Consider the following 25,452-nt stretch of genomic DNA (forward strand, 5'->3'; position numbering starts at 1 on the left):
TCTAAAATAAAAATGGGGTAAATTATTCAATTTGCCCCATTTTTATTTTTAAACCTCCTATTATTAGGTATTTTAAATCAGGATAATCATAAAATATATTTTTCCACGTTTTAGATAATATCTAACACTAACAATAAATCTTATCAAATCAAAAAATCATTTTATGAAAAGAAATCCGTTTAATTTAGTTTGGAAAACTCTGATCCTTTCACTAATAGTCATTGGATCGACCTCATGTTCAAAAGATAATGATAATGATGATCCTAAGGTGGAGGTGAATAATGAATTAACCTATAAGGGGCAAACCTATGACCTTAATATTGGTGCCTTCAATGATTATGGTTTTGAAGATGGCTATAGCAATATTGAATTCAGTATTTTCCACTTGGTCTCTGAAAGTGACCCTATTATTCCTGTTTTTTTATATTTAGATTTATACTCGACCAATCAAGATATTGAAAGCGGAACTTACCGGTTTTCTGATGGCGAAACCGATGTGGATGGCAATACATTTAGCGACAGTTATTTGGTGAGAAACTATTATTGGCAAGAAGATAAAGGTGATGAAGTTGCAACAATTGCTGGTGGCACAGTAAAATTGTCAAGGGATGGTGAAAACTTCAAGTTTGAATTCGATTTAGTTACTGACAAAAATGAAAAAATCCAAGGAAGCTATGGTGGAAAATTTGAAGACACAACTGGACAGATTAGTGCGAAAAGAATTGGTTTACCTAATATAAAGACGAGATAATTACTAAAAATAGACTATATATTAGAAAAGGAGATTGAATAATTCAGTCTCCTTTTTTTATGTTTGGAAAAGGCTAAATTTTCCAAAAACCATACTAAAACTTGCTTATTAGTTTAATTTTTCGTATCTTTGCTACTCAGAAAATAACGAATTAGCAAAAGAATAACCTGTTTTTTGCTAGGAAATCCACATAATTTGAAAGATAAAAGTGTTGTAGGCGGTGGAAGTTGGGCTACTGTTATCGTAATTATTAACCTCCATTTACCCATCTTAAATACAGCATATCGTTTTTTGTTAATCATATCTGTGGAGACAGAATTTATACTATTAGAAAGGAGCTTAAAAGAATGCTATTGGCAACAGATTTAGATGGAACATTTTTAGGTGGAAAAATGGAAGATCGTCTAAACTTATATAAAACGATAAAAAAGAATAAAGACATTAAGTTGGTATTTGTAACTGGTAGAGGTTTAGAATCAGTCATTCCTTTACTGAACGATCCAATAATACCTACTCCAGATTATATAATTGCGGATGTAGGTTCTACCTTGGTGAATGGAAGAACCTTGGAATCTATTGAACCGATTCAGGGTGAAATTGAAGCCAAATGGCCTTCAGTTTATAAAATTCAACATGCCTTGGCTGATATTACAACATTACAATATCAAGATGTACCGCAGCAGAGACGGTGTTCATATTATTATAATGGCGATACTGACTTGAACCAAGTAAAAGATATTGCAGAAAGATTCGGTTGCGATGTGATTACATCTGTCGATAAGTATTTGGATTTACTTCCTAAAGATGTAAATAAAGGGAGTACATTATTAAAACTTACGGATTATCTCCATATATCACCTGAAGAGGTTTTAGTTGCTGGTGATACCTTGAATGATCTTAGCTTATTTGGAGTTGGTTTTCATGGAGTAGCAGTTGGAGGATCAGAGATTGGTTTGGTGAATGAACTGAAAAATAATCCAATGGCATACTTAGCAGAGTCGAAAGGTGCTGGTGGAATCTTGGAATGTATCATGCAAAACCCTTTGTTCAAGAAATTCATCGATCAAGAAAAGGAAAGAATTATTCCTAAATCTAGTACATCAAAGAATCAATTGGTCATGGTCTATCATAGACTACCCTTCGAGCGGACTGAGGTCAATGGTGAGATAATAAGGAGCAAGCCTAAAAGTCCGAATGGGATTATACCCTCATTATTGGGATTATTTGAAAAAGGGAGATCGGGCATTTGGATTGGCGAAGAAGTGCATCAGGAAAGAAAAGAGCCTTATAAGAATGAAATGGTTGATGTTGATAGATATCCAAATTTGATGGCAGCTACCATTTCCTTGAGCAAAAAAGATATTGATCAATTTTACAGGGTATTTTCAAAGGAAGCATTTTGGCCTACTATTTTTTCATTTGTTGAAAAGGCGAAGTTCAATTATGATGATTGGGAACATTATTTAAAAATCAATAGAATTTTCGCGGAGCGCATTGCTCAGGAAGCTGATGAGGGCGCTTTAGTGTGGATTCATGAATATAATCTATGGATGGTTCCAGCTTTTCTAAAGCCCTTAAGGCCAGATCTTAAAATTGGCTTCTTTCATCATACAGCTTTCCCTGCTGCAGATATCTTTAACATTCTGCCCTGGCGTAGAGAAATTATTGGCAGTCTGTTATTATGCGATTTTATAAGTTTTCATATTCCGAGATACGTTGAGAATTTTATTGATGTATTGCGAAGTCATACTCCATTCAAAGTTTTGAAAAAAGTATCTGTTGCCAAGCAGTTTTTGACTTATAGCAGTGCCTTGGGTGTGGAACAAATGACCAAATTAATTGAGGTTGATGGCAGAAAAATCCGTCTAGGTGCACAACCAGTAGGCATAAATTTTCATCTGATCGAGAAAATCCTTCAAAAGAAAGAAATTCAGGAGAAGATTTCACATTTCAAGGAAGATAAAGAAAGGCGTGGTGTAAAGAGAATCGTTTCTATTGAAAGGCTTGATTATGTCAAAGGACCGCTGGAAAAGATTAAGGCCTTTGGTGCTTTTTTGAAGGAATATCCAGAATATAGAGGAAAGGTGGAGTTGGTCAATGTGTGTACTCCCCCATCGCAGGGCATGAAAATTTACGATCAGATCCAGGATAAAGTAAATCAGGCAATTGGTGAAATCAACGGCAAATATGCTACGATGGATTGGACACCAATTCAATATTTCTTTCAAGCGTTGCCATTTGAGGATGTCATAATTCAATATGCAGTTAGTGATATTGCATGGATTACGCCTTTAAGGGATGGTTTGAACTTAGTAGCCAAAGAATATGTTGCCACCCAAGGTCTTTTGAATGGGAATGGTGTTTTGGTTCTGTCAGAATTTGCTGGTGCATCAGTAGAACTCCCCTACTCGATTTTCACGAATCCTTATGACCGTGTGAATATGGTTTCGTCCTTATTGAAAGCATTGGTCATTGACCCTGAGGAAGCCAGTATTCGTTTAAAAAGATCATTAGAACAAATAAAACATTACGACATCCACTATTGGGGTACCGACTTTGTAACAGAATTAGAGAAATCACAGGAAAAAGTAACTATTAATAATAAATAATTGAATCATTATGCAAGGACCAGATTTAAACGGGATAGAGAGTAAATTAGAGAAATTCATAGATAGTGCTATTGCCTATGCTCCGATTTTTATAAGTTCATTGATTTCAGCAATGTTAGTCTTATTCATTGGTTTGTGGTTGATTAAACTATTGAGAAAGCTACTAGACAAGATTTTCATGAAAAGAGACGTTGATCCAAGTATCAGAACTTTTGTTGGGAATTTAGTGAATGTGATTTTAAAGGTCATTTTGTTTATTGTAGTTGTCAGTCAACTCGGGGTACAAACGTCTACTTTTATCGCAATCATTGGTGCAGCTGGTTTAGCGATTGGTATGTCGTTGCAAGGTTCACTTTCGAATTTTGCTGGTGGAGTATTGATTCTATTATTTAAACCATTTCGGGTTGGCGATTATATATCATCATCTTCGGGAGTGGACGGTACGGTAAAAGTTATTGATATATTCAACACAAAATTGGTAACTCCCCAGAATCAATTAGTTATTATTCCTAATGGGGAGCTTTCAAACAGTAACATCACAAATTACTCAGAATTAGGCACACGCAGAACTTGGTTTGATATTGGCGTTGGATATGATACCGATTTAAAGAAGGCGAAATCCTTACTGTTAGATACGGTTTCAAAAAATGAATTTGCATTCAAGGATCCTGCACCTGACGTGGTGGTAACTAGTTTGGGAGATAGTGCTATTAACTTATCTGTTCGAGTTACAACTTCCAATGAAAATTTCTGGGCAATGCAGGAACAACTGATCATTCAATGTAAAGAAGATTTGGACAAGGCTGGAATCGAAATTCCTTTTCCGCAACAGGATATCCATATCAGAAAATAAAAACGTGTTTTAACAGATAAAATTTCTAAGTATTGTTTTAAATTGATGAAAACAGCTTACCTTTGAGGCCTGTAGCATCTATCTACTTATGAATTTAAAATCTACACTACTATTTGGTTTAACATTTTTGTTTACCCTTCACAGTCTTGTTCTATTCTCACAGGAATCGACATTAACATCAGATGAGCTTTTTCAAAATGCCCGCAAGGAAGCTTTTGAAAACAAGAACTACCCAGTGGCAGTAGATTTGGTGAAATCAGCTTTGAAAAAAAGTCCTGATTATACTGATCTCAGTGTCTTTTTAGGAAGATTGTATACATGGATGGACAAGCCAGATTCTGCTAGAATAGTATTTAAGCAACTTGAATTGAAAGATGTTAGAGATGCTGATTTTTATTTAGCATATGGTTCGATGGAATACTGGGAAGACAACAATACTGAGGCTGCAAGAATAGTGAATAAAGGTTTGACCGTTGACCAAAACTCGTTGGACTTATTGATATTGAAGGCCAAAGTTCAAAATGTCAATAAAGATTTTAATGGTTCCAAGGCTACACTCGATAGAATTTTGGAGATTGATCCTCAACATACAGAAGCACGCAAGCTTCTCATTGGAATAAGAGACCAGGTTTCTATGAATGAGATCGGAATCAATTACAATTGGCTGTATTTTGACAAACAATTTGAAGACAATTGGCATATTGCCGGTTTGAGTTATAAGAGAGGTACTTCGATAGGATCTTTTATTTTCAGGACAAACTTCGCCAATAAGTTCGGAAGGAACGGTACTCAATTTGAATTAGAAGCCTATCCGCGTCTATCAAGAATTTTTTATATGTATTTAGGTGCAGGATATTCCAATAGCGATGGCATATTTCCAAAATTCAGATCTGGAGCATCCTTATATGCTAATTTACCTGCAAGCTTTGAAGCCGAACTTGGATTTAGACAATTGAAGTTCAGTGAGAATGTTTGGATGTATACGGCATCTGTGGGTAAATATTATAAGAACTTCTGGTTTAATGCTCGAACGTACCTTACGCCTGGTGAAAATAATATATCACATTCATACACAGGAACAGTAAGGTATTACACAAAAGGGTCGGACGACTATTTAGGTTTTATATTAGGTACAGGTATCAGTCCTGAAGAAAACCGCGAAAACCTTTTTGAAGGTACTCCTTATAAGATGAAAACATTTAAAACTGGGCTTGATTATAATTTTACAATCAAATCAAAGAATATATTTTCTATAACAGGAACGTATTACAATGTTGAATATAAACCTGAAATCAAGGATAATCAATTTGATTTAAGTATTGGATATAGGAGAAGATTTTAGTTATTGAAAAAATTCTGATATACACTATCGGGCATTAAAACTGGTTTAGAATTAAACTGTCTATTTACACTTTTGAATAGATCAAATTTTTCAAAAACATTTCTGGCTTCACCTTGATTATTTAACGGTTCTTCATCTAATTTGGAGCCAATTTGGAAAGCTGAGTAATCATTGATGTGGATATTACCAACCACAAAATCTACCAATTGGGATTTACTTTGCATAATTGGAATTCCAATGGGATTTTTCTTGGCACCTATATCTAATCCTTTTCCTAACCAATTAACTTTTGCTGGAACTTTCAAGTTATAGTTTTCTTTATAATAAGCCATTATGGTTGGAGTAATATCAAAATGGCTTACGATATTATCGAATTTTTTCTTGGTTTTCAATAAAGGTGAATAGACTATTAATGGAACATGATAGCGATCTATCTTACTCTCTAGCGGAATTTCTGGCATACTATGGTCACCGGTAATTATAAAAATCGTTTCATTAAAGTCTGGCCTTTTGCGATATTTTTGAAAAAATTCTTCTATGGCATGATCAACATTCATAATGGAGATCAGTTGTTTTTGATTATTCAATATTAATTCCCGCTGCGACTTATTTAACTTCATTGTTTTGACTCTTCTATCAAAAAGATCCGCAAATTTAGCTTCATCGTTAATCAAAAAAGGATTGTGGCTGGATAATGTCAGGGCGATATTAAAATAAGGTTTGGAATCAGACCCGCATAATCCAATTAATTTATCCATTACGACTTGGTCTTCAAATCCCCAACTTTCACCATTCACTTTTGGCAATTTTCTATAATTGCTGCCAAATGAGCTTTGATCAATTATTTCATCAATACCGCTTTTCTGCAAATATTTTTTCATAAAATCGAAATCAGCATTTCCGCCATACACAAATCCGGTATTGAAATTATTTTTTGCTAAGACATTGATTAAATTAAAATGATTTGGATAAGAAGGAAGTTCTAAAAAACCTGAATTTCCGAATGGTAAAGAGCCCAATATTGTAGGCAATACGGCGAATGTTCTACCGGATGAACTCAAATTATTTTCCCAAACTAAAGAGCTATCCTTTAGATTACTTAAAAAAGGTGTAAAATCTCCAATATATCCATTCGGGTTACTGTAAGCATCTCCTAACCCTTCAACAATTATTAACACCAGATTTGGTGCTTTGTTGCTTTTATTAAAGTATTGACCTAATATATCCTTGCTTTTATTTTCGAATAGAAATGGATATTCATCAGACAATCCACCAAAGGAAATATTGGTCTGATTTTCAAAAAGGTTATCTGAATAATCATCTATTAAGGATTCTAGATTACTAGAGATAAAAAATCCCAACTTACTTTTTTCCGCAGTTTCTAAAAGATCGTTTTTTGAGCCGAATTTCAGCTCTCCATAACTCGACAAAAACACTACAGCTAATAAAGATAGTGTCAGAAATGATACGGCAGTTTTAATGTTTCCTATATATTTTGAGCTAAACTTTTTTATCAAATAGTATATGCTAAAAAACCCTAAACATAGTATGAGAATATTCACCCAATTCAAAACTCCACTGGCCTTTAAAATATTATTCAACTCTTCCCATGAATAATAAAACAAATCATTTCCCAATAGATTTCGGGATTCTGTAAAATAAAACGCCAAGACTATTTGAAGAATGAGAAATATAGCAGCTAAAAATCTAACAAGGAACTTTGCAAAAACTTGATTAATTATTGATACTACCGAATACAGAAGGAAGAATAATAGTAGATAGCTTATGCCGTATAAGAAGTTATTGCATACCAAAGCAATTAGGGAGCCTATACCTTGAAACTGATCAATATTTTGATTATAAACAAACCATTCAATTATACTTATTACAAATAAGATTATAAGATATATTGAAGCAATTGGGCTAAATTCATTTAATAATAATTTGCATCTTCTAATAAGAGTTTCTTTGAATGTTTCATCTGTTTGTTGGTCAAACCCTTTGCGTTGCATATCCCCCCAGGCATGGTTTTTACCAAAATAATCTTTCATTCCTTTAATGCCTGCCCAAGTAACTATAGGATGGAAATAAAAAGGTTCTATTACAGCTGTAATAATAAGTTTGGTTAAGTCTTTACGTTTAGTATAAACCTGATGACTCACTAAATCAACGCAAATAGCATAGGTAGAATACAAAACACTTGAAAATAACACCAATGCCAATAAGGCGAAGAAAAACTGCCAGTTTAACAATCCCAAAAGAACAAAAATCCAGAAGATTATATAACCGGAAAATTCAACTAGAGGTCCTAAAAATTCAAAGAAAAACCAATATGGCAAACTGATCATTCCTAATTTTCCATATTTAGGGTTAAACATCAGTTTTCTATGTTTCCAGAGGGTTTCCATTGTACCTCGCATCCATCGATTTCTTTGTTTTTTCAAGATTTCGGTATCTTCGGGTACCTCGGTCCAACATAATGGATCAGGAATGGTTATAACACGGTGAGGGATTTTATGCTCGACCATATACCTTCTCATTCTAACTACGAGTTCCATATCCTCACCTACAGTTTTGGGATCATATCCCCCTGCTTCTAATACTATCTCTTTATCAAAAGCTCCAAAAGCTCCAGAAATCAGTATCAAACCGCTCGCCCTTGACCATGCCATTCGGCCCAAAACAAATGCTCTGATGTATTCCAAAGCCTGGCTCCTTCCCAACCAAGATTTTGGAAGATTGACCTCTGTTATTTTCCCATTTTCAACTCTACAGTTATTGGCCAAACGAATAGCTCCGCCACATGCAATCAGGCGTCTATCAGTCTGTTCCATAAACGGTTTGGCCAATTTCAGAATGGCATCCTGTTCAATAATGCAATCTACATCAATGCAAACAATATAATCGCTCTTAGAAATGTTGATACCAACATTGAGTGCATCAGCTTTACCGCCGTTGACCTTGTCTACTATTATAAGCTTTTTAAATGCGGGATTTTTACTTTTATAAACATTCCGGACTTCTTTAGTAGGAAGATTTCCTGGAATAATGTAGGAAACTTTCTCTAACTGATAAGCCTCAATAAGACGATCAATAGTATCGTCCTTAGAGCCATCATTCACAATGATTATTTCTAACTTGTGATAATAAATGGAAAGTAATGACCTAACATTCTCAACTATCGTTTTACCCTCATTATATGCTGGAGCAATCAAACTGAAACTTGGAGCATTTGGGTTGGAAGCAATAATGGAATAATCCGTATAGATATTTCCATGTTTGTACCGCAATACAGCTCCATAGGAGAATAAAGCTATCCAACTATATACGCTAAATATTCCGGCCGAATAAATTAAATAAAGCCAGATAATTATTTCATATATTTTGAGTACTACTTCGTTCATAACCTAGTTTGCAGTGCGTGGTTAAGAACTAATAAAGTTGGGTCAGCATGATCCAAGTTACGGCTTAGTCCGATTAAATAGTTTTCTTCTCCGAGTAAAGACAGTGCTTCTGCAGCGTGGACCTTTATCTGTTTTATTGGGTGATATTCTAATTGGGATTTCAAAAAGTCTATTTGATCTAGCGCTCTATTTTTTCCTAATCCTTTAATAATTTCTATTTGAGTTTTTTCTGCAAATTTTTGGAAATTATTAACTAATAAACTTGTGGTTTCACCAGATTCAATGGTAAATAGTGTTTTGACAGTCTCGGTTTGAACCTGTATAATAACATTTTCCAGGAAGGCTATCAATTCATCATGAATTTCAAAAACCTGAAATTTTCGGATGAGTTTTAGAGCAAACAATTTTGTGCTGACATTTCCTGAATACAGCCACGATTTAATATTTTCATTTGAACCAATTGGCAATGATTTAATTGAATTTAATAATCGAAGCTGCTGCCAATCTGATATCAAAATCGACGTATTATTCAAGAAAGCTAATCCTTCAAAACCCAAGAAATGAACCAATGAATATTGAACTTCTCGAATTACTAAATTACTATGATGATTCAACTTTGTTTTGATTTCTGAGAGGGACTCTATTACATTCATAATGGTTAGAGCTTGTATGCCTCTAGCGATCAGATAAGATTGATTACTTCTTAAAAGTACATATGCTTCTTTATCCAAATTATAATTATAGAACACAGATTTTAAGACTATAGCAGCTGCTCCAGAAAATTTTCTTTCTGATCCAATTAATTGACTTAGAAAGAATCTCCTGAAACTTTCTCTTTTACATAATGAAATTAATTCTTCAGAAATTGAAATATCACTGGATTTACCTTCAACAATTACCTCCATGAGATATTTGTCTATTTTATCCTTCCAAACCTGACGATTTGCTTCTGTTTTGTATTTCTTAAAACTGTAAATCAATAATATTAGGATAAACAAAAATACAAGAACCAAAACAAGTTGGATTCCTAATGTCAATTCATGAAGAGTCAACATTCTTTCCATGTTTTATTTTCTCAACAAGCGATTGATCCTAATAATGAGTTCATTTGGACTGAATGGCTTGACCATAAAATCAGCGGCACCTAAATCAAATGCTTCTAATATTATTTCTTCTTGCCCCATGCTAGATAACATCAATACTGGCATTTTTTTCTGCAAATTTTTGAGTTCAGCCAGGATTTCAATTCCGGAAGCAAATGGCATCATAATATCACTAATTAGAAGATCAAAGTTTTCTGATTTCAACAGTTCCATTGCCTCTTGTCCATTTCGAGTTAATCTAACTTCAAACCCTTCTTTTTTAAGTTTATGCTCAATAGTTTTGAGTATTAGTTCATCATCTTCAGCTATTAAAACCAGCATTATATATTACTTTATTTCGTTTAATAATTTGAGTAAAATTTCAATTTCATTTAATAGATCCTTCAATTTTTCCGACACTGGGATTTCATTTGAATATTCATTATCTATTTGAAGGACCAATTGATTGAGCTCTACAAGTCCAGAAGTGCTAGATGTACCCTTTAATTTGTGTAAAGTTCTTTTTAAAAGATCCGTGTCTTGCTCTTCAATGACTTGATTGATGCTCATTTCCTGTAATTGAAGTTCATGAATAATCAATCCTACAAACTCCTTTTTAAAATCTGCATCATAATCAGTTGCTTCATCCAGTTTATCGAAATCAATATGTTGCTTTTCAGGTTCTTCAACACTCACACTAAATACTGACTTGATAATAGATTTATGAACAATTTCCTTAAAGTCCTTCGCCTTGACAGGTTTGGTTAGGAATTCTGTTATGCCTGCTTGAAGACACCTTTCTCTTTCGCCCACTACATTTCCTGCCGTAATCCCTATAATTGGTATTTCTTGAAAAGCAGGCATTAATTTAATTTTTTTGGTAGCTTCTAGTCCATCCATCACAGGCATTTGGATATCCATTAAAATAAGATCAAATTGCTTTTTCTTACAAGCTTCAACTGCAAGAAAACCATTTTCAACATTGATGATTCTACAATTAGGGAGAATTTCTTCTGTTAGTCGAATATTTAATGCCATATTGACTGTATTATCATCTGCAATCAGAACATCGTATACTTCATTAAATATTTGCTGTTCATCATCATTCTCTTCGATTTTATCCTCAATTGGAATGGAAACATCAAGATTTGGCTGGCTGAGTATTCGGTATAATTCTTCAGATATTATAGGTTTTGGCAGACAGTATGAATTGGGTTCTTGCCTAAATAAATTAATGTATTGTTGATCTTCTGAGGAGGTACTCAAGACAAAAATTGGATATTGCTCAGCATTTTGCTGGAATAATTCTTTGATTTTAGCGATTGTTTCCAAGCCATTAAGAATTGGCATTCTATAATCCATAATTATCGCATCAAAACGTTTTCCTGTTGCCAACAGTTGAATAGCTTCAAAACCATTGCTTGCAGACGTTGTTTCTACACCTTTGTATCCCAACATGTGCTCAATAATTAGTCTATTCGTAGAATTATCATCTACAATTAATGCAGAGTCAATTACAAGGTCGTTCTCAGGATGAAAAGGTAATTCATAAGGCACTTCGATCTCAAATGAAAATTCTGAACCTACACTTACCGTACTTTTGAGGGTTAGTTCACTTCCCATATATTTCAGAATATTATTGGAAATCGTAAGTCCTAATCCTGTTCCTCCGAATTTCTTGCTAACCGAACTGTCCTCTTGCATAAAGGCATCAAATATTTTTTGTTGCTTTTCATCTGGGATTCCAATTCCTGTATCTCGAACTGAAAATTTCAAACCTAAATTTTCGTCATCTTTTTTGGTTTGAGCTACACGTAATTCTATTTCTCCAGACTCAGTAAACTTGACAGCATTACCTAAAAGATTGATAAGGATTTGCTTAATTCTAGTTTCATCAATAAAAATAAATGCAGGAATACCCTGTTCGATATTTAAAAGCAACTCAATTCCTTTATTCTGAGCTTGATAAAGTATTACGTGAATTACTTGATTGACAATTTCATAAAGGTTGTAACGATCAATATGGAATTCTAATTTTCCAGATTCAATCTTAGAGAAATCCAAAATATCATTAATGATGGACAATAGGTTATTCCCTGATTCATTAACGTACTTTAAATACTGTTTTTGAAGTTCGTTGAGTGGTGTTTTAAGTAATAAGTCTGAGAAGCCAATCACGCCGTTTAAAGGGGTTCGAATTTCATGACTCATATTTGCCAAGAACTCAGATTTTGCTTTGCTGGCTAAATCGGCAAGTTTCTTAGCGTTCTTTAATTCTTCATTCTTAAGAACTTGATCTGTAATATTTTGGAAAAAAATAATAAAACCGCCTACAGATTCATCAGAAACCCTCCAAGGGCGTACTTCCCAATGGTAGTTTTGATCTTGTTTTCCTTTAATATGAATTATCTCATTTGTATTTTTATAAGGGATTCCTTCCAATGCCTTACTATATATTTCTTTTCTGTAAGCAGGAACCTCTGGAAATAAATCATACAGATGTTTTTTGTCTGAAATATTATGTTGATTGAATTCATCTTTCCATTGCTGGCTAAGTGCTAAGACATTCATATCGTTACCAAACATTGCTACTGAGGCTGGCACATGGTTTACAAATGTTTGAAGCATTGCTTCTTGCATTCCTAAATCCAAGTATAGATTTTTACTCTGATCTATATCTTGAATAATTCCAAATACTCGGTCACATTTACCATCTATAAATTCTGGAATTCCTTTAATACGGACCCAAATATTTTCGTTATTAGGTTTATGAAGTTTTAGTTCAAAATCATATGGTTCACCTGTATTCACAGCATTTTGGAAGGATTGAGCTAAAAATTCACTGTCCACTGGATCAAAGAATGAAAAAACATTTTCCATCGTAGGAATAAAGTCTTTACTGACTCCATGAATATTTCTTGTAGAACCAGACCAGAATATTTTATTATTTGCCAAATCTGCTTCCCATCCCCCTACTTGTGCAACAGCACTCGTTTGTTCCAATATTTGCTTTGTTGTCAACAAATCTTTTTCTAGCTCAATACGTTCAGTAAGATTTAAGGCTGTACTTACCACATATTGCCTTCCTTGTGGATCTTTCTCTAGCATATTATTGTAGAGCCAATAGATCCACTCTCCGTTCTTATGCTTCATGACCATCATACCGCTGTCTTCACCTAGTGTTTCTATTCTTTCTAGGTAAGGATTTATTTGGTATTGTTTTACTTCCGGAACAAGGTCTCTTAGATTGAGCCCAGTTACTTCTGCCAGATCATATCCTAATGCCTTTCGCCCCTTTTCATTGACTTCTAGAATATTTCCATCAAGATCATGCATACTCATTAAGCCAATTCCATTTTCGAAAAAATTTCTGAATTTACGTTCTGAGATTTCTAATTTTATTTTTTCAGCATTTTCTTTGGTTATATTTCTACCGAATGCAAAGATTTCCTTGTTTTCTTTATTGTGTTTTAGGTGCCAATCAATAATGATTTTATTATCATCATTTAATATTGAAACTGTTTTCACCTGTACTTCATCAGCATTTGTTTTAACAGATTTTAGTTTTGTTAAAAGTTGCTGATCTGTAATATTAAGTAATTCAAAAAAATCTTCTTCCAATAAATCCTTTACGGGTTTATCAAAGGAATCTGCAAATGCTGGACTTATTTCTTTTATCGAGAAATCTTCATTTAATACACAGATCATATTCTGGGTAACAGAAAGGATTTCCTTAAAATAACTAGCTTGAATTTGTTTTCTTTTTGCCAATAAAACTGCAACTACCGCTTGTGCTAATTTTTCTAATTCTGTCAGCTGAGTATCTGTTAGTATATTGGTATGGTAATCGACAACACATAAAGTTCCTAAAGCATAACCTCTGTCATCTAATAGCGGAACCCCGGCATAAAACCTAATATGACCTGCTTGGATCAAAGGGTTTGATGAAGTTCTAGGATCCTCAAAAGTATCTTCTATCATCAATGGATTGCTACCCATTAAAGTGTATTGACAGACTGTATTTTTACGGTCTACCATATCGAGGTCGATCCCTATACAACTTTGAATTCTTTGGCTATCTTTCTCCATAATGGCTATTATGGATGTAGGGCATTCAGTAATACGGCAGGCTATTTCAGCAAATACATCAAGCTCTGGCATTTTACCTAGTCCGATCAATCCAAACGAATAAAGTATATTTAAACGTTCTAATTCATTATCTGGGACCATTGAGGTAGTCATATGTTATCTGGTAGATTAATAAGCCTGCAAGATAATTATATATCATGTTATAACATCTTATTTTATTAAGTAATACCTTAATATTGCTAATAAGTTCTAAAATTATTTTTCATTTCAATAAAAATTAATCATAATAAAATTGGGTAGTTAAAAAAAGTTTCTCCTTAAGCTATTTTAGTGTTAAAGAAGAATCTATTTAGAAATAGGATTTAATAAATAGAATAAAAATAACTGTGAGTTTAGAAAACAAATTTTAAGGTAGGTATTAAATTAAAAAAGGCGCGACCTTTTAAAGTCACGCCTAAAAATTCCCTTTATTTAAAATTTATTTTTGTGATAGGATCCATTTGACCATTTCACTTAAATCTTCATCTTTAATATTCGGGTGAGCTGCCATTGCTACTTCTCCCCATACGCCACTACCACCATTCTTAATTTTATCCATAAGAATCTTTTGGGCGTCTTTATTGTCTTTATAATGTTCAGCAACTTGTTTATAAGATGGGCCTACGGATTTTTTATCCAAGGCATGACAAGATTTACAGTCAGATGCCTCAATTAAGCTTTCTCCTTTAGGTTTAGTTCCTTGTTGGTGACCTATTGGACCAGCAGCTCCTGTAGCATGTTCTCCAGTTTTTGCGCTGGAATCACCAGCAGTATTTGGATTATAATCAATTCTAGAAATTGCAGCGTCAGGGTTTTTGCTGAACCAACCGCTACCATATTCTAAAACATATATTTTACCATCAGGACCAACCTCCATATCAATAGGACTATTAAATTTAGTGCCTGCCATAAATGGCTCCATTTTATCAAAATCACCGTTTGGCAACATTGTTACAGCTTTAATCCATCCGCGAATCCAATCATAAACGATTAGTTTTCCATCATAATAATCTGGATAACGGGTTTCCTTTGGAAATAAATCGGTGTAATAAATTGGGCCTGCCATTGCATTTCTACCTCCGGATCCTACTTGCGGGAAATCAACAGATTCACCATAAGGATACCAAATAAATGCAGGCATTGCCTCTGGAAGTTCTTTCTTACCAGTATTATTCCTCGAGTCGTTGATTGGCTTTTTGGGATCATATGCTGCACCACTTTCACCAGTTTCATAATTGTAGGCATTGTATGCATAATTATTTCCTACAAAATACGGCCATCCGAAAAACCCTGCCTTGCGAGCTTGATTGACTTCATCATACCCACGAGGGCCACGACCTGTTGAATCATTGCTGGCATCCGGACCTACTTCACCCCAATATAAGAAACCATTTTTCTTGTCGATTGAGATTCTATAAGGATTTCTGTTACCCATTACATAGATCTCTGGTTTTGTATTAGGTTCACCTTTCGCAAATAAGTTTCCTGCCGGGATATCGTATGTACCATCTTCCTTCACAGTAATCCTCAAAATCTTTCCTCTCAAGTCATTTGTATTTCCAGAAGATCTCTGCACATCATATTGCTCATGGCCTTCTCTAGAGTCCCTTGGTGAAAAACCATTGCTTACGTATTTTTGATTTGGTTCATCAAATGGTGTTGAATTATCACCTGTCGATAAAAATAAGGTTCTATCTTTTCCAAAGGCTAAGGAACCACCAGTATGGCAGCAGATATCACGTTGAGAATAAAATTGTAAAACTACTTTTTCAGATGCCATATCCAATTTATTGTCTTTGAAAACAAACCTTGACAATCTGTTTACGGAAGTATCTTTTGGACTATAAAAAGCATAGATGTAATTATTTTTTTCAAAATCTGGATCTATCGTCAATCCCATAAACCCTTCTTCTGCATTTACATTTGGGACTTCTGTTTTATGGTATACATCCAATAATCCTACTTGTGATACTGAATTTGTAGCTTTATTAAAAAGCAATAATTCACCACGACGTTGAGCAACCAAGATATCTAAATTAGGTAGGATTGCCATTTCAGTTGGCTCAAAGAATTCTCCCTCAACCATTGTTACTTTTTTAAACTGATCAGCTGCAGGAACTTGCTTAGTAGTTGCTTTTTTATAATCTGAAACATAATTTTTTCCAATGGCATATTCTATACCGCCCAACAAATGCTTCAAGAATTTAGGATCTGAATAAATTCCTTCTTCATGTCCGAGACTAGTGTAAAAAGATCTGCCGCCATCATAATCATGGTACCAAGCAACAGGAGTTTTCTCAACCTCTGTACTATTGAACACAGATTTGTCAACCGTCATTAAAACCTTCACTGGTTCATATAATTTTTTAAAGGTGTACCATTCGTCGGTGATTTCCCATGTATCGTCCATACCTTTTGTAGCAGGGTGAGATTTATCAGAAATTGATAAAGTTGCCTTTTTCAATACAGGTTCTGATCCAAAATATCCACCTACCAATCGATTATACCAGCCCCAATCAACTTCTGAATCAGCTGCTGAATGAATTCCTACATAACCTCCTCCAGCTTGAATATATCTTTCAAAGTCTGCTTCTTGATAATTGTTTAAAACATCACCAAAAGTATTTAAGAATATCACCGCAGAATAATTTTTTAGAGAATCTTCAACAAACCTATCGGCATTTGAAGTGGTATCTACATCAAAATTATTTTCAAGACCTAATTTTTGAATTGCCGCATTCCCTTGATTTATGGAATTGTGGTGAAAACCGGCAGTTTTACTGAAGACAAGAACCCTCGGTTTTCCGGGACGTTTTTGTTGGCAAGAACTTATCACTACTACCAAAATAAGCAGAAGATAAATCTTGGAAAAACAATGTTTGATCATATTTGAGTTTATTAAATTTTAGAGTGTTTTAGGTTTCGCTAATCCAATTTAGCAAATGTAAACTTAAAAACAAATATGCAACTTAAAATTTCAGTCTGATATAATGCATTAAAAAAATTAAAACTTTCACTACTATTAGGTTATTTCAATAAGTTTAAGGTTTCGATCAACTCTCTAGCTGCGACTCTTCCTGCCCTGTTGGCACCGATTGTGGACGCTGATGGACCATACCCGGTCAAATGGATTCTGGGGTCCTTTTTTACCTGAGTGGCCAACTTCCCTGACATCTCTATTCCTTCAAGATCATTCACTAAATCCAATGATTTAAGATGGTCTAATGAATGTCTAAAACCGGTATTCCAAAAAATCACGTCTGCCTCTATTTCGGTACCATCTTCCCATTTGACGCCTGTTTCGGTTATTTCTTGAAACATTGGCTTTCTATCCAACACCCCATTGGTCAACATATCTTGAATTGCTGGTGTTATGGGCAATCCCGTTACAGAAACCACAGATTTTGGAGGCAGTCCTTCTCTTACTCTTTCCTCGACCATGGCTACAGCTTCACGTCCTAAGTCAGGATTAAATTCATAATTCCGAAAATCAGGAGGTCGCCTAGTTACCCACGTTGTCTTTGTAACTTTTGAAATTTCACCTAACAACTGAACAGCTGAAATTCCACCTCCAACGATAATTACATGCTTACCAATAAACTCTTCTGCATTTATATATTGACCTGTATGCAATTGTCTCCCTTTAAATTTTTCCCAACCGGGATATTTTGGACAATGAGGGGTCTTCCACGTTCCGGTAGCATTAATAATTCCACGGGCAGAAAATTGGACATCATTAGTTTTAATCAAAAATCTTCCATTTTTTTCAGTCACTTCCTGGACGCGAATTGGTCGAATAACAGGCAATTCAAATGTTTTCTCATATTTTTCATAGTACTGAGGCAAGGCTACATTTGCTTGAAGTTTTTTATCATCTTTATTTACCGCTTCAGAAAACCCCATTCCCGGAAGATCATTAATTCCGTTAACATTGCTGAGTGTTAGTGAATTCCAACGATGTTGCCACGCTCCTCCTGCTCCGATTTCATCATCAAGTACTACAAACCCTTTTCCAGGTTCAATTCCTTCTTTCTTAAGATAGTAGGCAGCTGACAAACCAGCTTGACCAGCTCCAATAACCACTATGTCGACCTTATAAAAAATATCAAGTTTTGATTTTGGAGTGTCGGAACCTTCTCCTTTGTTACTTATAGCTTTATCCATGTGACCGAAATAAAAATTAAAGATTTATTTAGATAAATCTTATACCAAATTTAAAACAATCTTTTAAGGACAGGCATCAAATTCCAAAAAGAAATGGGCAACCTCAATAGATTTTGCCCATTCAATTTGTCTTATTATAATTTGAAATTTAATTCATTTTAAGGTTTTTAATAGCTTTAATAATACCTTCTAAATTATCATTGAAGTCCAAAAGTTGAGTATACATTGCATTATCTTTGCTTACTCCATTGTGCTTATTGTTCTTTTTGAAGATTTCTTTTATGTCATTCCACCTTTTTGATTCTTCTTCATTTATAAGTCCAGCGAGTTCTTTTAATTTCAACAAATTACTTTCAGTATCAGCGGTCAATGTTTGTGACTCGCTTTCGTAATGTGTTAGAATCAATTGGGAAATCTCATTTTTATTCATGATTGGAATAACTTGGGCTACGAGCTTATTCATATTTCTATAAGATCCTTGTAATTTAAAAGGTGGTTCTGAACGATAACTATCTTGCATAGCAGCACTCATTATATAGTTCTGATTTACCTTGACCACAATATCCCTTATTTTCAAAACATGATTGATCACAGCAATAAAGGCGTCAATATCTTGTTTCTGATAATTCCCTTCTAAATCTGGCAACTGATCTTTACCAGAAATCACATAATCTATTAATGCATAAAAATCATCATAGGATTTGCTAGCTATAACCTCTAGATATTTGTTTTCAATAGCTGCATTTTCGATAAGACTTAAATTGAATAAATCCTCGGTGTCTCCAATGACATCACCTAGATTGTAAACATCTGCTCTATTGGCAAGCATATCTGGAATTTGAAATTTCGAACCACTTTCAGTATACGGGTTTCCGGCCATTACGACACAAAAACGTTTGCCACGCAGATCATATGTTTTGCTTTCTCCGTCGAAGATTCCATCTATCTTTCTTTGTCCATCTGCCAAGGAGATAAATTTCTGAAGAAACTCAGCGGATAGATGTTGAATATCATCCAGATATAACATCACATTATCTGCCATTTCAAATGCTAAATTTATTTTTTTCAGTTCTTCTCTTGCTCCTGAGGTTTTTGCTTCTATCGGATCGATCGATGTAATCGAATGTCCTATTGTAGGGCCATTTACTTTCACAAAATGAAATCCAACAATCTTTGCCAGATATTCCATTAAGGTAGTTTTACCATATCCTGGTGGAGAAATTAACAATAGCATGCCCATTCTAGCAGTTCTCTTATTATCTCCAGCTTCACCGATTTGTTTTGACAGATTTCGACCAATCAAAGGAAAGTATACTTCATTAATCAGTTTATTTCGAACAAATGATGTTAAGACCTTAGGTTCTAGCTCATTTACTTTTAACTCTTTGTTATAATTCTTGATAATCGAATCTTTTATCATATTAAATGAATTAAAATTTGGAACCTTATTTTCAACAAAGTCATTCATTTTTTTCATAAAATCATGATACCCAATTTGCAAATGACCTTGTTTTAAAACAGGATGGTTTCCTTTTAAGCCCTGTACATCAAGCAGGTCTTTTCCAAACGAAATTTCGTATTTATTCTCAGGAAACAATAACAAAGTTGCTGTTTCCTCTACTACTCTTTCATATAAACCTTTTTGCTGTGTTTCCTCAATGAAGGCTTTAATCCAATTGGTGATTAAGTAAAATCTATCAATCCAATTAAATAGTTCTTCATTGATATTTTTTTCAAACTCTTGAGTTGCCTTTTTACTTTCCAAAAATCTGATAAACTCTTGTTTTAAGTGATCAGCATTTTCACTTATGGTGAACTTATTGAATTTTATAAAAGTTTGAAATAGATAATTAGCGGCATCATTCGTATTAAAATTGTCTAAAGGTACTGTAGGTATCCACTTGACGAGAGAATTTTCAATTTCTTTGACAACAGATTTATATTCTTGTGAAGTTGGGAAAAATTTCAACACGGATGACATTGTCTGAATCATAGAAGAAAGCCTCTTTTGTTCATTGGATTGCAGGCTATGCCAAAATAATTGCGCTGTAGCTCTTAAATTGGAATCATACCTCAAAAGTTCCAATTTATCATGAACCTGCTTTAAATCTTCAAATATCAGTAGTGCATCATAATTATGTACTCCTTTCACATAATTCTCGGAATAGTTTTTTTCTGCCGTTTGATTAATAAAGGATTCAGCATTAAAATCAAGATTCTCTGCTTCCAATAAAGTCTTATAAGCTAAATATTCGCTTCTATAAACCTCCTTGTTTTCTGAAACAAGTTCTTGTTCCCATATATCTTGGTAGTTCAATAATTCTTCTGACTTTACCTTTTGATAAAAGCTTGTTCCAGTGAGATGGAAGAATAATTCGTTATTCCTTCTTACCAAAGTAAGGTTCAACGCCTGTTTATTTACCGAAAATTTATGTTTGCCTAAAGAAATAACATTTTCACCATCTACAAACAATTCACTTTTATCCCTCAGAACTCTTAGCGCATCTTCTTGAGATTTTTTCAGCAAATTCTCTAGGTTTTCTGCTTTAGACACATCTGAAATTTCTCTCAGCTGAGTAACCAGCTGTCGGATTTTATCTATCATTAGGTCTGAAGCATAAAAGCTTAGTATTTCTTCTCTAGATTTAAAGGTTCCAGCTTTATTCTCGATATTTTTCAATACCCTCAACCCTATTTGCTCTAAAGAAGCTGAACGTTTGTTGACCTGCTCTATTATTTGCTCTCTTCTTGAGTTGAATGCTTTGATTATTTCATCTCTCTTTTCAGAAATCTTCAGTACAAAATCTGTAAAATCCGAAAATTTACTTTCAATCTCTTCTAACTGAACAATAATCTTGGTATAATATTCATCTACTTTTTCTTCTGTTGTTGAAAGTTCTAAAAAATTAGTCACAGACTGTTCCAACAACCTTAATTGTGCGGAAAATTCTGCTACTGCTTCAGTACTCTTTAAAGAGTCTAATTTTCTGGTCAATTGAGCTTTAACTTCATTCAATGAAGAGAAAATCAATGAAATCTTTTCGACAATCTTCGTTGTCTGAGTAGAGTCATTGATTTTTAAACTATTTAAAATATCAATCAGCAACTCCAGCTCTGCAGAAATTTCTATATTTCTTTCCTCAATTACTTTGGAATCGAAAACTTTTTCAATTTTTTCAACGCTTTCTTTTTGTTCAAGAACCTTTTGTTCATAAATATTTAAAGCTTCATCCTTCAGTAGATATTCGATTGTTTTGTCCGAAAGATTGGCTGTTATATTTTTTAGCTCTTCCAAAAGCTTATCGACCGAATCAACATTAACATACCTAACATTTTTCAGATCAATGACTTCCCCTTGCAAACTTCTAGCATCAGCAAGTTGATGCACTAATTGGTCTAAATTTTCAATTTGGGTACTGTTAATCTGAAAATTGAGGTTGACTAGTTTCTTATTTGAATGTTCAACCTGTTCTACCGCAAACTTCCTTTGAGATTGGACTTTAACGAACTCATCTATAGCAGAATTGGCAATTTCTTCAATTTGTTGCAGCGATTCACCTAAATTATTGAGTTCAGGATTACTTATCCAGAAATAACTATCTATTATTGACCTGGCCTTCTTTTGAATGTCTTCATACAATCCTTCGTAGCTATCCTCCTTATTGATTAATTGGATAACCTCTTGAGATTCAGCCATTGCTTGAACGATTTGTCTATTCCCAACTTTATAGATGGGATCATCCTGTTTTTCTTCCTTTTCCTCAAAAACAGTAGCATAGGGAGTATCCCAAATTTGCACCTGATGATGTCTAGTAGCTTCAGCCTCTGTCCTAAAATAAATTAAATCTCCATTTTTGAATATTGTAAATCCATTACAAATTATCGGAGTTTCAACAACTTGTTGAATGATATTATAAGACATTAAAATATAGGTATTAGACTCTACATGACAATAAACATATAGATAATCCTCCCCATTAGGAGATGCAACTTTTTTGAGAAAAGTTACATTTTCCAATAAACTGTCAAATATTTTATAAGAACCATTTTGAAGGTAATATCCGTTTGAAAAAATTACTCCTTGATTATCCGGAAGTAGAACAACTGAATTATTTAAGGATTTAATATTTACGACTTCTTTGGTCCGCAGGTTGAATATGTAAGCTCTAAAATCCTCTTGATAGGGTTTTATTCTAATGGCTATTAGATTTCCTAAATCGGCATAATAGTACTCTGCATCATCTAATTGCTGATCAGTATTAAAAACTTTCTCTGAATATATTCCTTTGCCTGAATCCGTATTATCTTCGATTTTAAAAGTAATATCACCATGCAATGCTTCAATAAAAACCTTGTCTAGAATAGAGATATGTGGAAATTTACCAAGCCTCCTGTCTTCCAGGTTAGTTTTTATCCAATCAAACTCAAATTGAATCGGTGTTTTGACTTCATGAATACTGCGATCATTTTCATAAATCAGCTTTCCATCCTTTATCAACCATTTGAAAGCTTTAAGATCTTCAGGATTTTTGCTGGTTTGAAAAATAAAATAAATATAGTTCTCTGTTCTCCGGAATTTTGAAAAGATAGAATCTCGATAATACTTATAAAGATTTTGATAATCATTCAAGAAATTCGGATCTTCAATTAGATTTAATGGTTGAGGAATAAACTGACCATCTTCATATTGATAGATACTGAATACATCTTCTAATTTTATCTCTGTCCTTAATCCAAAGTGAACATTATACCCAAAAATACAGATATTGTCTAAAGCATGAATACCTCTGGCAACGCAATTATTTTCAGTTGTAATCCTTTGGTTCGCTTTAAGCACGAAATTTGTAGAATTGAAAACTTCTTTACGGGCATTATTGAGTTCATTCAGTTTCCTCGTAAGGGTTTCCTTCTGCGTTGATAAACGCTTTTTAATAATTTCGTACGCTCCAGCGTCTAAAGTTTCATTATTCTCTACCATCCGTCAATAAACTGAGCTATAAATTGATTTTCTTGTTAGAAATTCCTAGATTTTTTGCCATTCCAAATAATGAATTGATAAAATTAGAATCTTCAACATCTTCCTTTGCTGTAGCTGCATTTTGTAGTTTAACTAGTGCTGCAGAAATCGTTAAGTTCTTAATATCATTTGATGAAACACCATATTTGTCTGCTAAGGATTTTATTTTCTCCCCTAAATCTCCATTCCCATCTTCACCAATCAGGGAATTCTTAATATCGGTTGCATGTGTTGAATTATTTATCAAATGGTCAAAACCTTTAGCATTAGAAACTTGACGCACAATATTCTCAAAGAACATAGTTTCTCCCCCTACGATATCAATTTTAGCAGATTTCAGGGCTTCGGCCAATACAGCTGATTGAGCATTTGCAATATCTTTTTGGATATTAATTTGAGCTAGATCAATATCGCGTTCTTTCTGTAAGTGCAATTTGAATTCTTCGTGTTCTTTGCCCACACTATCCAGTTGCTTCATTGCCGCAGCTTTTTCTTCGATTCCTTTTGCTTCAGCTAGTGCTTTTTCACGAACCACTTCAGCCTCAGCTAATCCTTCTTTACGTAATGCTTCTGCTTTTTTCTCGATAACAGAAGCTTCTTTGGTTCCTTGAATTTCTTGTGCTTCTGCTTTTGCTACCATTACTTCAGCTTCCGACAATCCAATTGCAGCTTCTTCCTTCGCTTGAGCTTCGGCAATGATTTTTCTTGCTTCAGCTTCTTTTGATGAAGCCTCTTTTTTCGCTTCAGCATCTATCAATAACTCTTGTGCTTTCTTCTCTGCAATTTTACGTGCCGCTTCGGCATCAATAACTTTTTTCTCAGCTTCTTGTTCAGCCGCAATTTTGGCAGCTTCAGCAGCTTTCACGGTAGCAATTAAACGCTCCTCTGCCTCTTGAGATGCAGCTATAACTCCTGCCTGTTTCTTTCTCTCCACATCACGAAACACTTCAATATCTTTAACCGCCTGTTGCTCTTCAATAACCCCTTTCTCCAATTGAACTCTTTCCTTTATAACTCCCTGAATGCTCTTCTGTTCGGTTTCTATAGAACGTTGCTTGTCAATTTGTGCCAATGCAACAATACGCTCCCTTTCAGTAGCTTCCAAAGCACGATCTTTCTCCACTCTTTCAGTTTCAACCGCATCAGTACGTAATTTGCTCTTTTCTGCAATAATGATTTGTCTTAACTTGTTCTCTTCTTGAATAGCCAAAGCTTCTTCAGTTGAAATCCTAACCGTTTCTGACTTCAAACGCTCTTCTTCACGAACCTTTACAATTTCAGCCTCTTCCCGAGCTTTGATATTGTCGACTTCGCGACGCTGTTTCTCTTCCTTCTCAGCTAATTGTCTTTCTAATTCCAAAATTGCTTCTCTAGCCTCAACATCCTGCTTTTTGATAACTTTCTCTTCTTCTCTACGAATTAAGTTAGCATTCATGTTTTGCCTAGCTGTCAATTCTGTAATCTTCTTGATCCCTTCGGAATCTAAAATGTTCTCAGTACTTAAGAACTTCAGTTCGGTCTGTTCGAGATAATCAATAGCACAATCATCCAAGATATATCCATTTAAATCTGTTCCGATAATATTCAAGATTTCATCTCTGAATTCACGACGAGCCTCATATAATTCGGTAAAATCAAATTTCTTGCCTACGGTTTTCAATGCTTCAGAAAATTTAGCTTCGAAGATGCTTTTCAAAGTTTCTGGATCAGAAGCTCTGTCACAGCCCAAATTCTGAGCAACATTGATAACATCATCCACAGACTTATTTACCCTGACGAAGAATGCTACTTTTATATCCGCACGGATATTGTCCTTACAGATCAACCCATCTCCCTGCATTCTATTGATTTCAATTTTCTTAACGGATATATCCATAATTTCCATTTTATGGAATACCGGAATTACATACATTCCTTTATTGAAGGCAACCTTTGTACCTCCTACACCAGATCTTACAATCGCTTTTCCCTGAGGAATTTTCTTGTAAAACATACTGAGTATCACAAAAAATGCGAAGATTATAAAAACAATGGCTCCAATAGCAATTAACACTACTCCTGTTATGCCATCTACAAATAACAACGTCTTGCTCATAAAATAT

12 protein-coding genes are annotated in these 25,452 nt (G+C 34.2%); 4 read left to right on the forward strand and 8 right to left on the reverse strand.

The genetic code is table 11. The features are described from left to right. The first annotated feature begins 163 nt into the window (after nucleotides 1–163). The 4 genes from CRT24_RS10640 to CRT24_RS10655 all read left to right on the forward strand — a co-directional run bounded on the left by CRT24_RS10640 (nucleotide 164) and on the right by CRT24_RS10655 (nucleotide 5,555). Nucleotides 164–751, forward strand: coding sequence for a hypothetical protein (locus CRT24_RS10640; RefSeq protein WP_099371218.1), 588 nt, complete (start codon nucleotides 164–166; stop codon nucleotides 749–751). Between the two features lie 347 nt (nucleotides 752–1,098). Continuing rightward, nucleotides 1,099–3,360, forward strand: a complete 2,262-nt coding sequence (gene ggpS / locus CRT24_RS10645) for a glucosylglycerol-phosphate synthase (RefSeq protein ID WP_099371219.1) — start codon at nucleotides 1,099–1,101, stop codon at nucleotides 3,358–3,360. Nucleotides 3,361–3,370: 10 nt separating this feature from the next. After that, a complete protein-coding gene (locus CRT24_RS10650; RefSeq protein WP_099371220.1) occupies nucleotides 3,371–4,213 on the forward strand; it encodes a mechanosensitive ion channel family protein in 843 nt (280 codons plus the stop codon). A gap of 88 nt (nucleotides 4,214–4,301) precedes the next feature. Continuing rightward, nucleotides 4,302–5,555 (forward strand): YaiO family outer membrane beta-barrel protein, encoded by a 1,254-nt coding sequence (locus tag CRT24_RS10655; protein ID WP_099371221.1) that lies wholly within the window; start codon nucleotides 4,302–4,304, stop codon nucleotides 5,553–5,555. On the opposite strand, the gene CRT24_RS10660 is transcribed toward CRT24_RS10655, so the two are convergent. The 8 genes from CRT24_RS10660 to CRT24_RS10695 all read right to left on the reverse strand — a co-directional run bounded on the left by CRT24_RS10660 (nucleotide 5,552) and on the right by CRT24_RS10695 (nucleotide 25,445). Continuing rightward, the gene (locus tag CRT24_RS10660; RefSeq protein ID WP_099371222.1) at nucleotides 5,552–8,959 is read right to left on the reverse strand and encodes a sulfatase-like hydrolase/transferase; all 3,408 of its coding nucleotides are present in this window, start codon (nucleotides 8,957–8,959) and stop codon (nucleotides 5,552–5,554) included. The two genes, CRT24_RS10655 and CRT24_RS10660, sit on opposite strands and share 4 nt — an antisense overlap. Further along, nucleotides 8,956–10,023, reverse strand: coding sequence for a hypothetical protein (locus CRT24_RS10665; protein ID WP_099371223.1), 1,068 nt, complete (start codon nucleotides 10,021–10,023; stop codon nucleotides 8,956–8,958). The genes CRT24_RS10660 and CRT24_RS10665 overlap by 4 nt, the downstream gene beginning before the upstream one ends. Nucleotides 10,024–10,026: 3 nt before the next feature. Further along, complete coding sequence (locus CRT24_RS10670; protein WP_099371224.1) at nucleotides 10,027–10,383, reverse strand: response regulator transcription factor; 357 nt, start codon at nucleotides 10,381–10,383, stop codon at nucleotides 10,027–10,029. 6 nt (nucleotides 10,384–10,389) lie between these two features. Further along, the gene (locus tag CRT24_RS10675; protein ID WP_099371225.1) at nucleotides 10,390–14,283 is read right to left on the reverse strand and encodes a response regulator; all 3,894 of its coding nucleotides are present in this window, start codon (nucleotides 14,281–14,283) and stop codon (nucleotides 10,390–10,392) included. A gap of 325 nt (nucleotides 14,284–14,608) precedes the next feature. Then, entirely contained in the window at nucleotides 14,609–17,056 is a 2,448-nt protein-coding gene (locus tag CRT24_RS10680) for a ThuA domain-containing protein (protein ID WP_099371226.1), read from the reverse strand. Between the two features lie 140 nt (nucleotides 17,057–17,196). Continuing rightward, nucleotides 17,197–18,333 (reverse strand): NAD(P)-binding domain-containing protein, encoded by a 1,137-nt coding sequence (locus CRT24_RS10685; RefSeq protein WP_099371227.1) that lies wholly within the window; start codon nucleotides 18,331–18,333, stop codon nucleotides 17,197–17,199. A 148-nt stretch (nucleotides 18,334–18,481) separates the two neighbouring features. Continuing rightward, nucleotides 18,482–23,311: a DNA repair ATPase gene (locus CRT24_RS10690; RefSeq protein ID WP_099371228.1), complete on the reverse strand. Its 4,830-nt coding sequence runs from the start codon at nucleotides 23,309–23,311 to the stop codon at nucleotides 18,482–18,484. A gap of 16 nt (nucleotides 23,312–23,327) precedes the next feature. After that, a complete protein-coding gene (locus tag CRT24_RS10695) occupies nucleotides 23,328–25,445 on the reverse strand; it encodes a flotillin family protein (RefSeq protein WP_099371229.1) in 2,118 nt (705 codons plus the stop codon). Nucleotides 25,446–25,452 lie beyond the last annotated feature (7 nt).

This window comes from Sphingobacterium sp. 1.A.5 (assembly GCF_002734235.1).
In the GTDB taxonomy this organism is placed as follows: Bacteria; Bacteroidota; Bacteroidia; order Sphingobacteriales; family Sphingobacteriaceae; genus Sphingobacterium; species Sphingobacterium daejeonense.

Coding starts and splice junctions, on each gene's coding strand:
- CRT24_RS10640 (WP_099371218.1), top strand. CDS start 164: ATGAAAAGAAATCCGTTTAATTTAGTTTGGAAAACTCTGATCCTTTCA.
- ggpS (WP_099371219.1), top strand. CDS start 1,099: ATGCTATTGGCAACAGATTTAGATGGAACATTTTTAGGTGGAAAAATG.
- CRT24_RS10650 (WP_099371220.1), top strand. CDS start 3,371: ATGCAAGGACCAGATTTAAACGGGATAGAGAGTAAATTAGAGAAATTC.
- CRT24_RS10655 (WP_099371221.1), top strand. CDS start 4,302: ATGAATTTAAAATCTACACTACTATTTGGTTTAACATTTTTGTTTACC.
- CRT24_RS10660 (WP_099371222.1), bottom strand. CDS start 8,959: ATGAACGAAGTAGTACTCAAAATATATGAAATAATTATCTGGCTTTAT.
- CRT24_RS10665 (WP_099371223.1), bottom strand. CDS start 10,023: ATGGAAAGAATGTTGACTCTTCATGAATTGACATTAGGAATCCAACTT.
- CRT24_RS10670 (WP_099371224.1), bottom strand. CDS start 10,383: ATGCTGGTTTTAATAGCTGAAGATGATGAACTAATACTCAAAACTATT.
- CRT24_RS10675 (WP_099371225.1), bottom strand. CDS start 14,283: ATGACTACCTCAATGGTCCCAGATAATGAATTAGAACGTTTAAATATA.
- CRT24_RS10680 (WP_099371226.1), bottom strand. CDS start 17,056: ATGATCAAACATTGTTTTTCCAAGATTTATCTTCTGCTTATTTTGGTA.
- CRT24_RS10685 (WP_099371227.1), bottom strand. CDS start 18,333: ATGGATAAAGCTATAAGTAACAAAGGAGAAGGTTCCGACACTCCAAAA.
- CRT24_RS10690 (WP_099371228.1), bottom strand. CDS start 23,311: ATGGTAGAGAATAATGAAACTTTAGACGCTGGAGCGTACGAAATTATT.
- CRT24_RS10695 (WP_099371229.1), bottom strand. CDS start 25,445: ATGAGCAAGACGTTGTTATTTGTAGATGGCATAACAGGAGTAGTGTTA.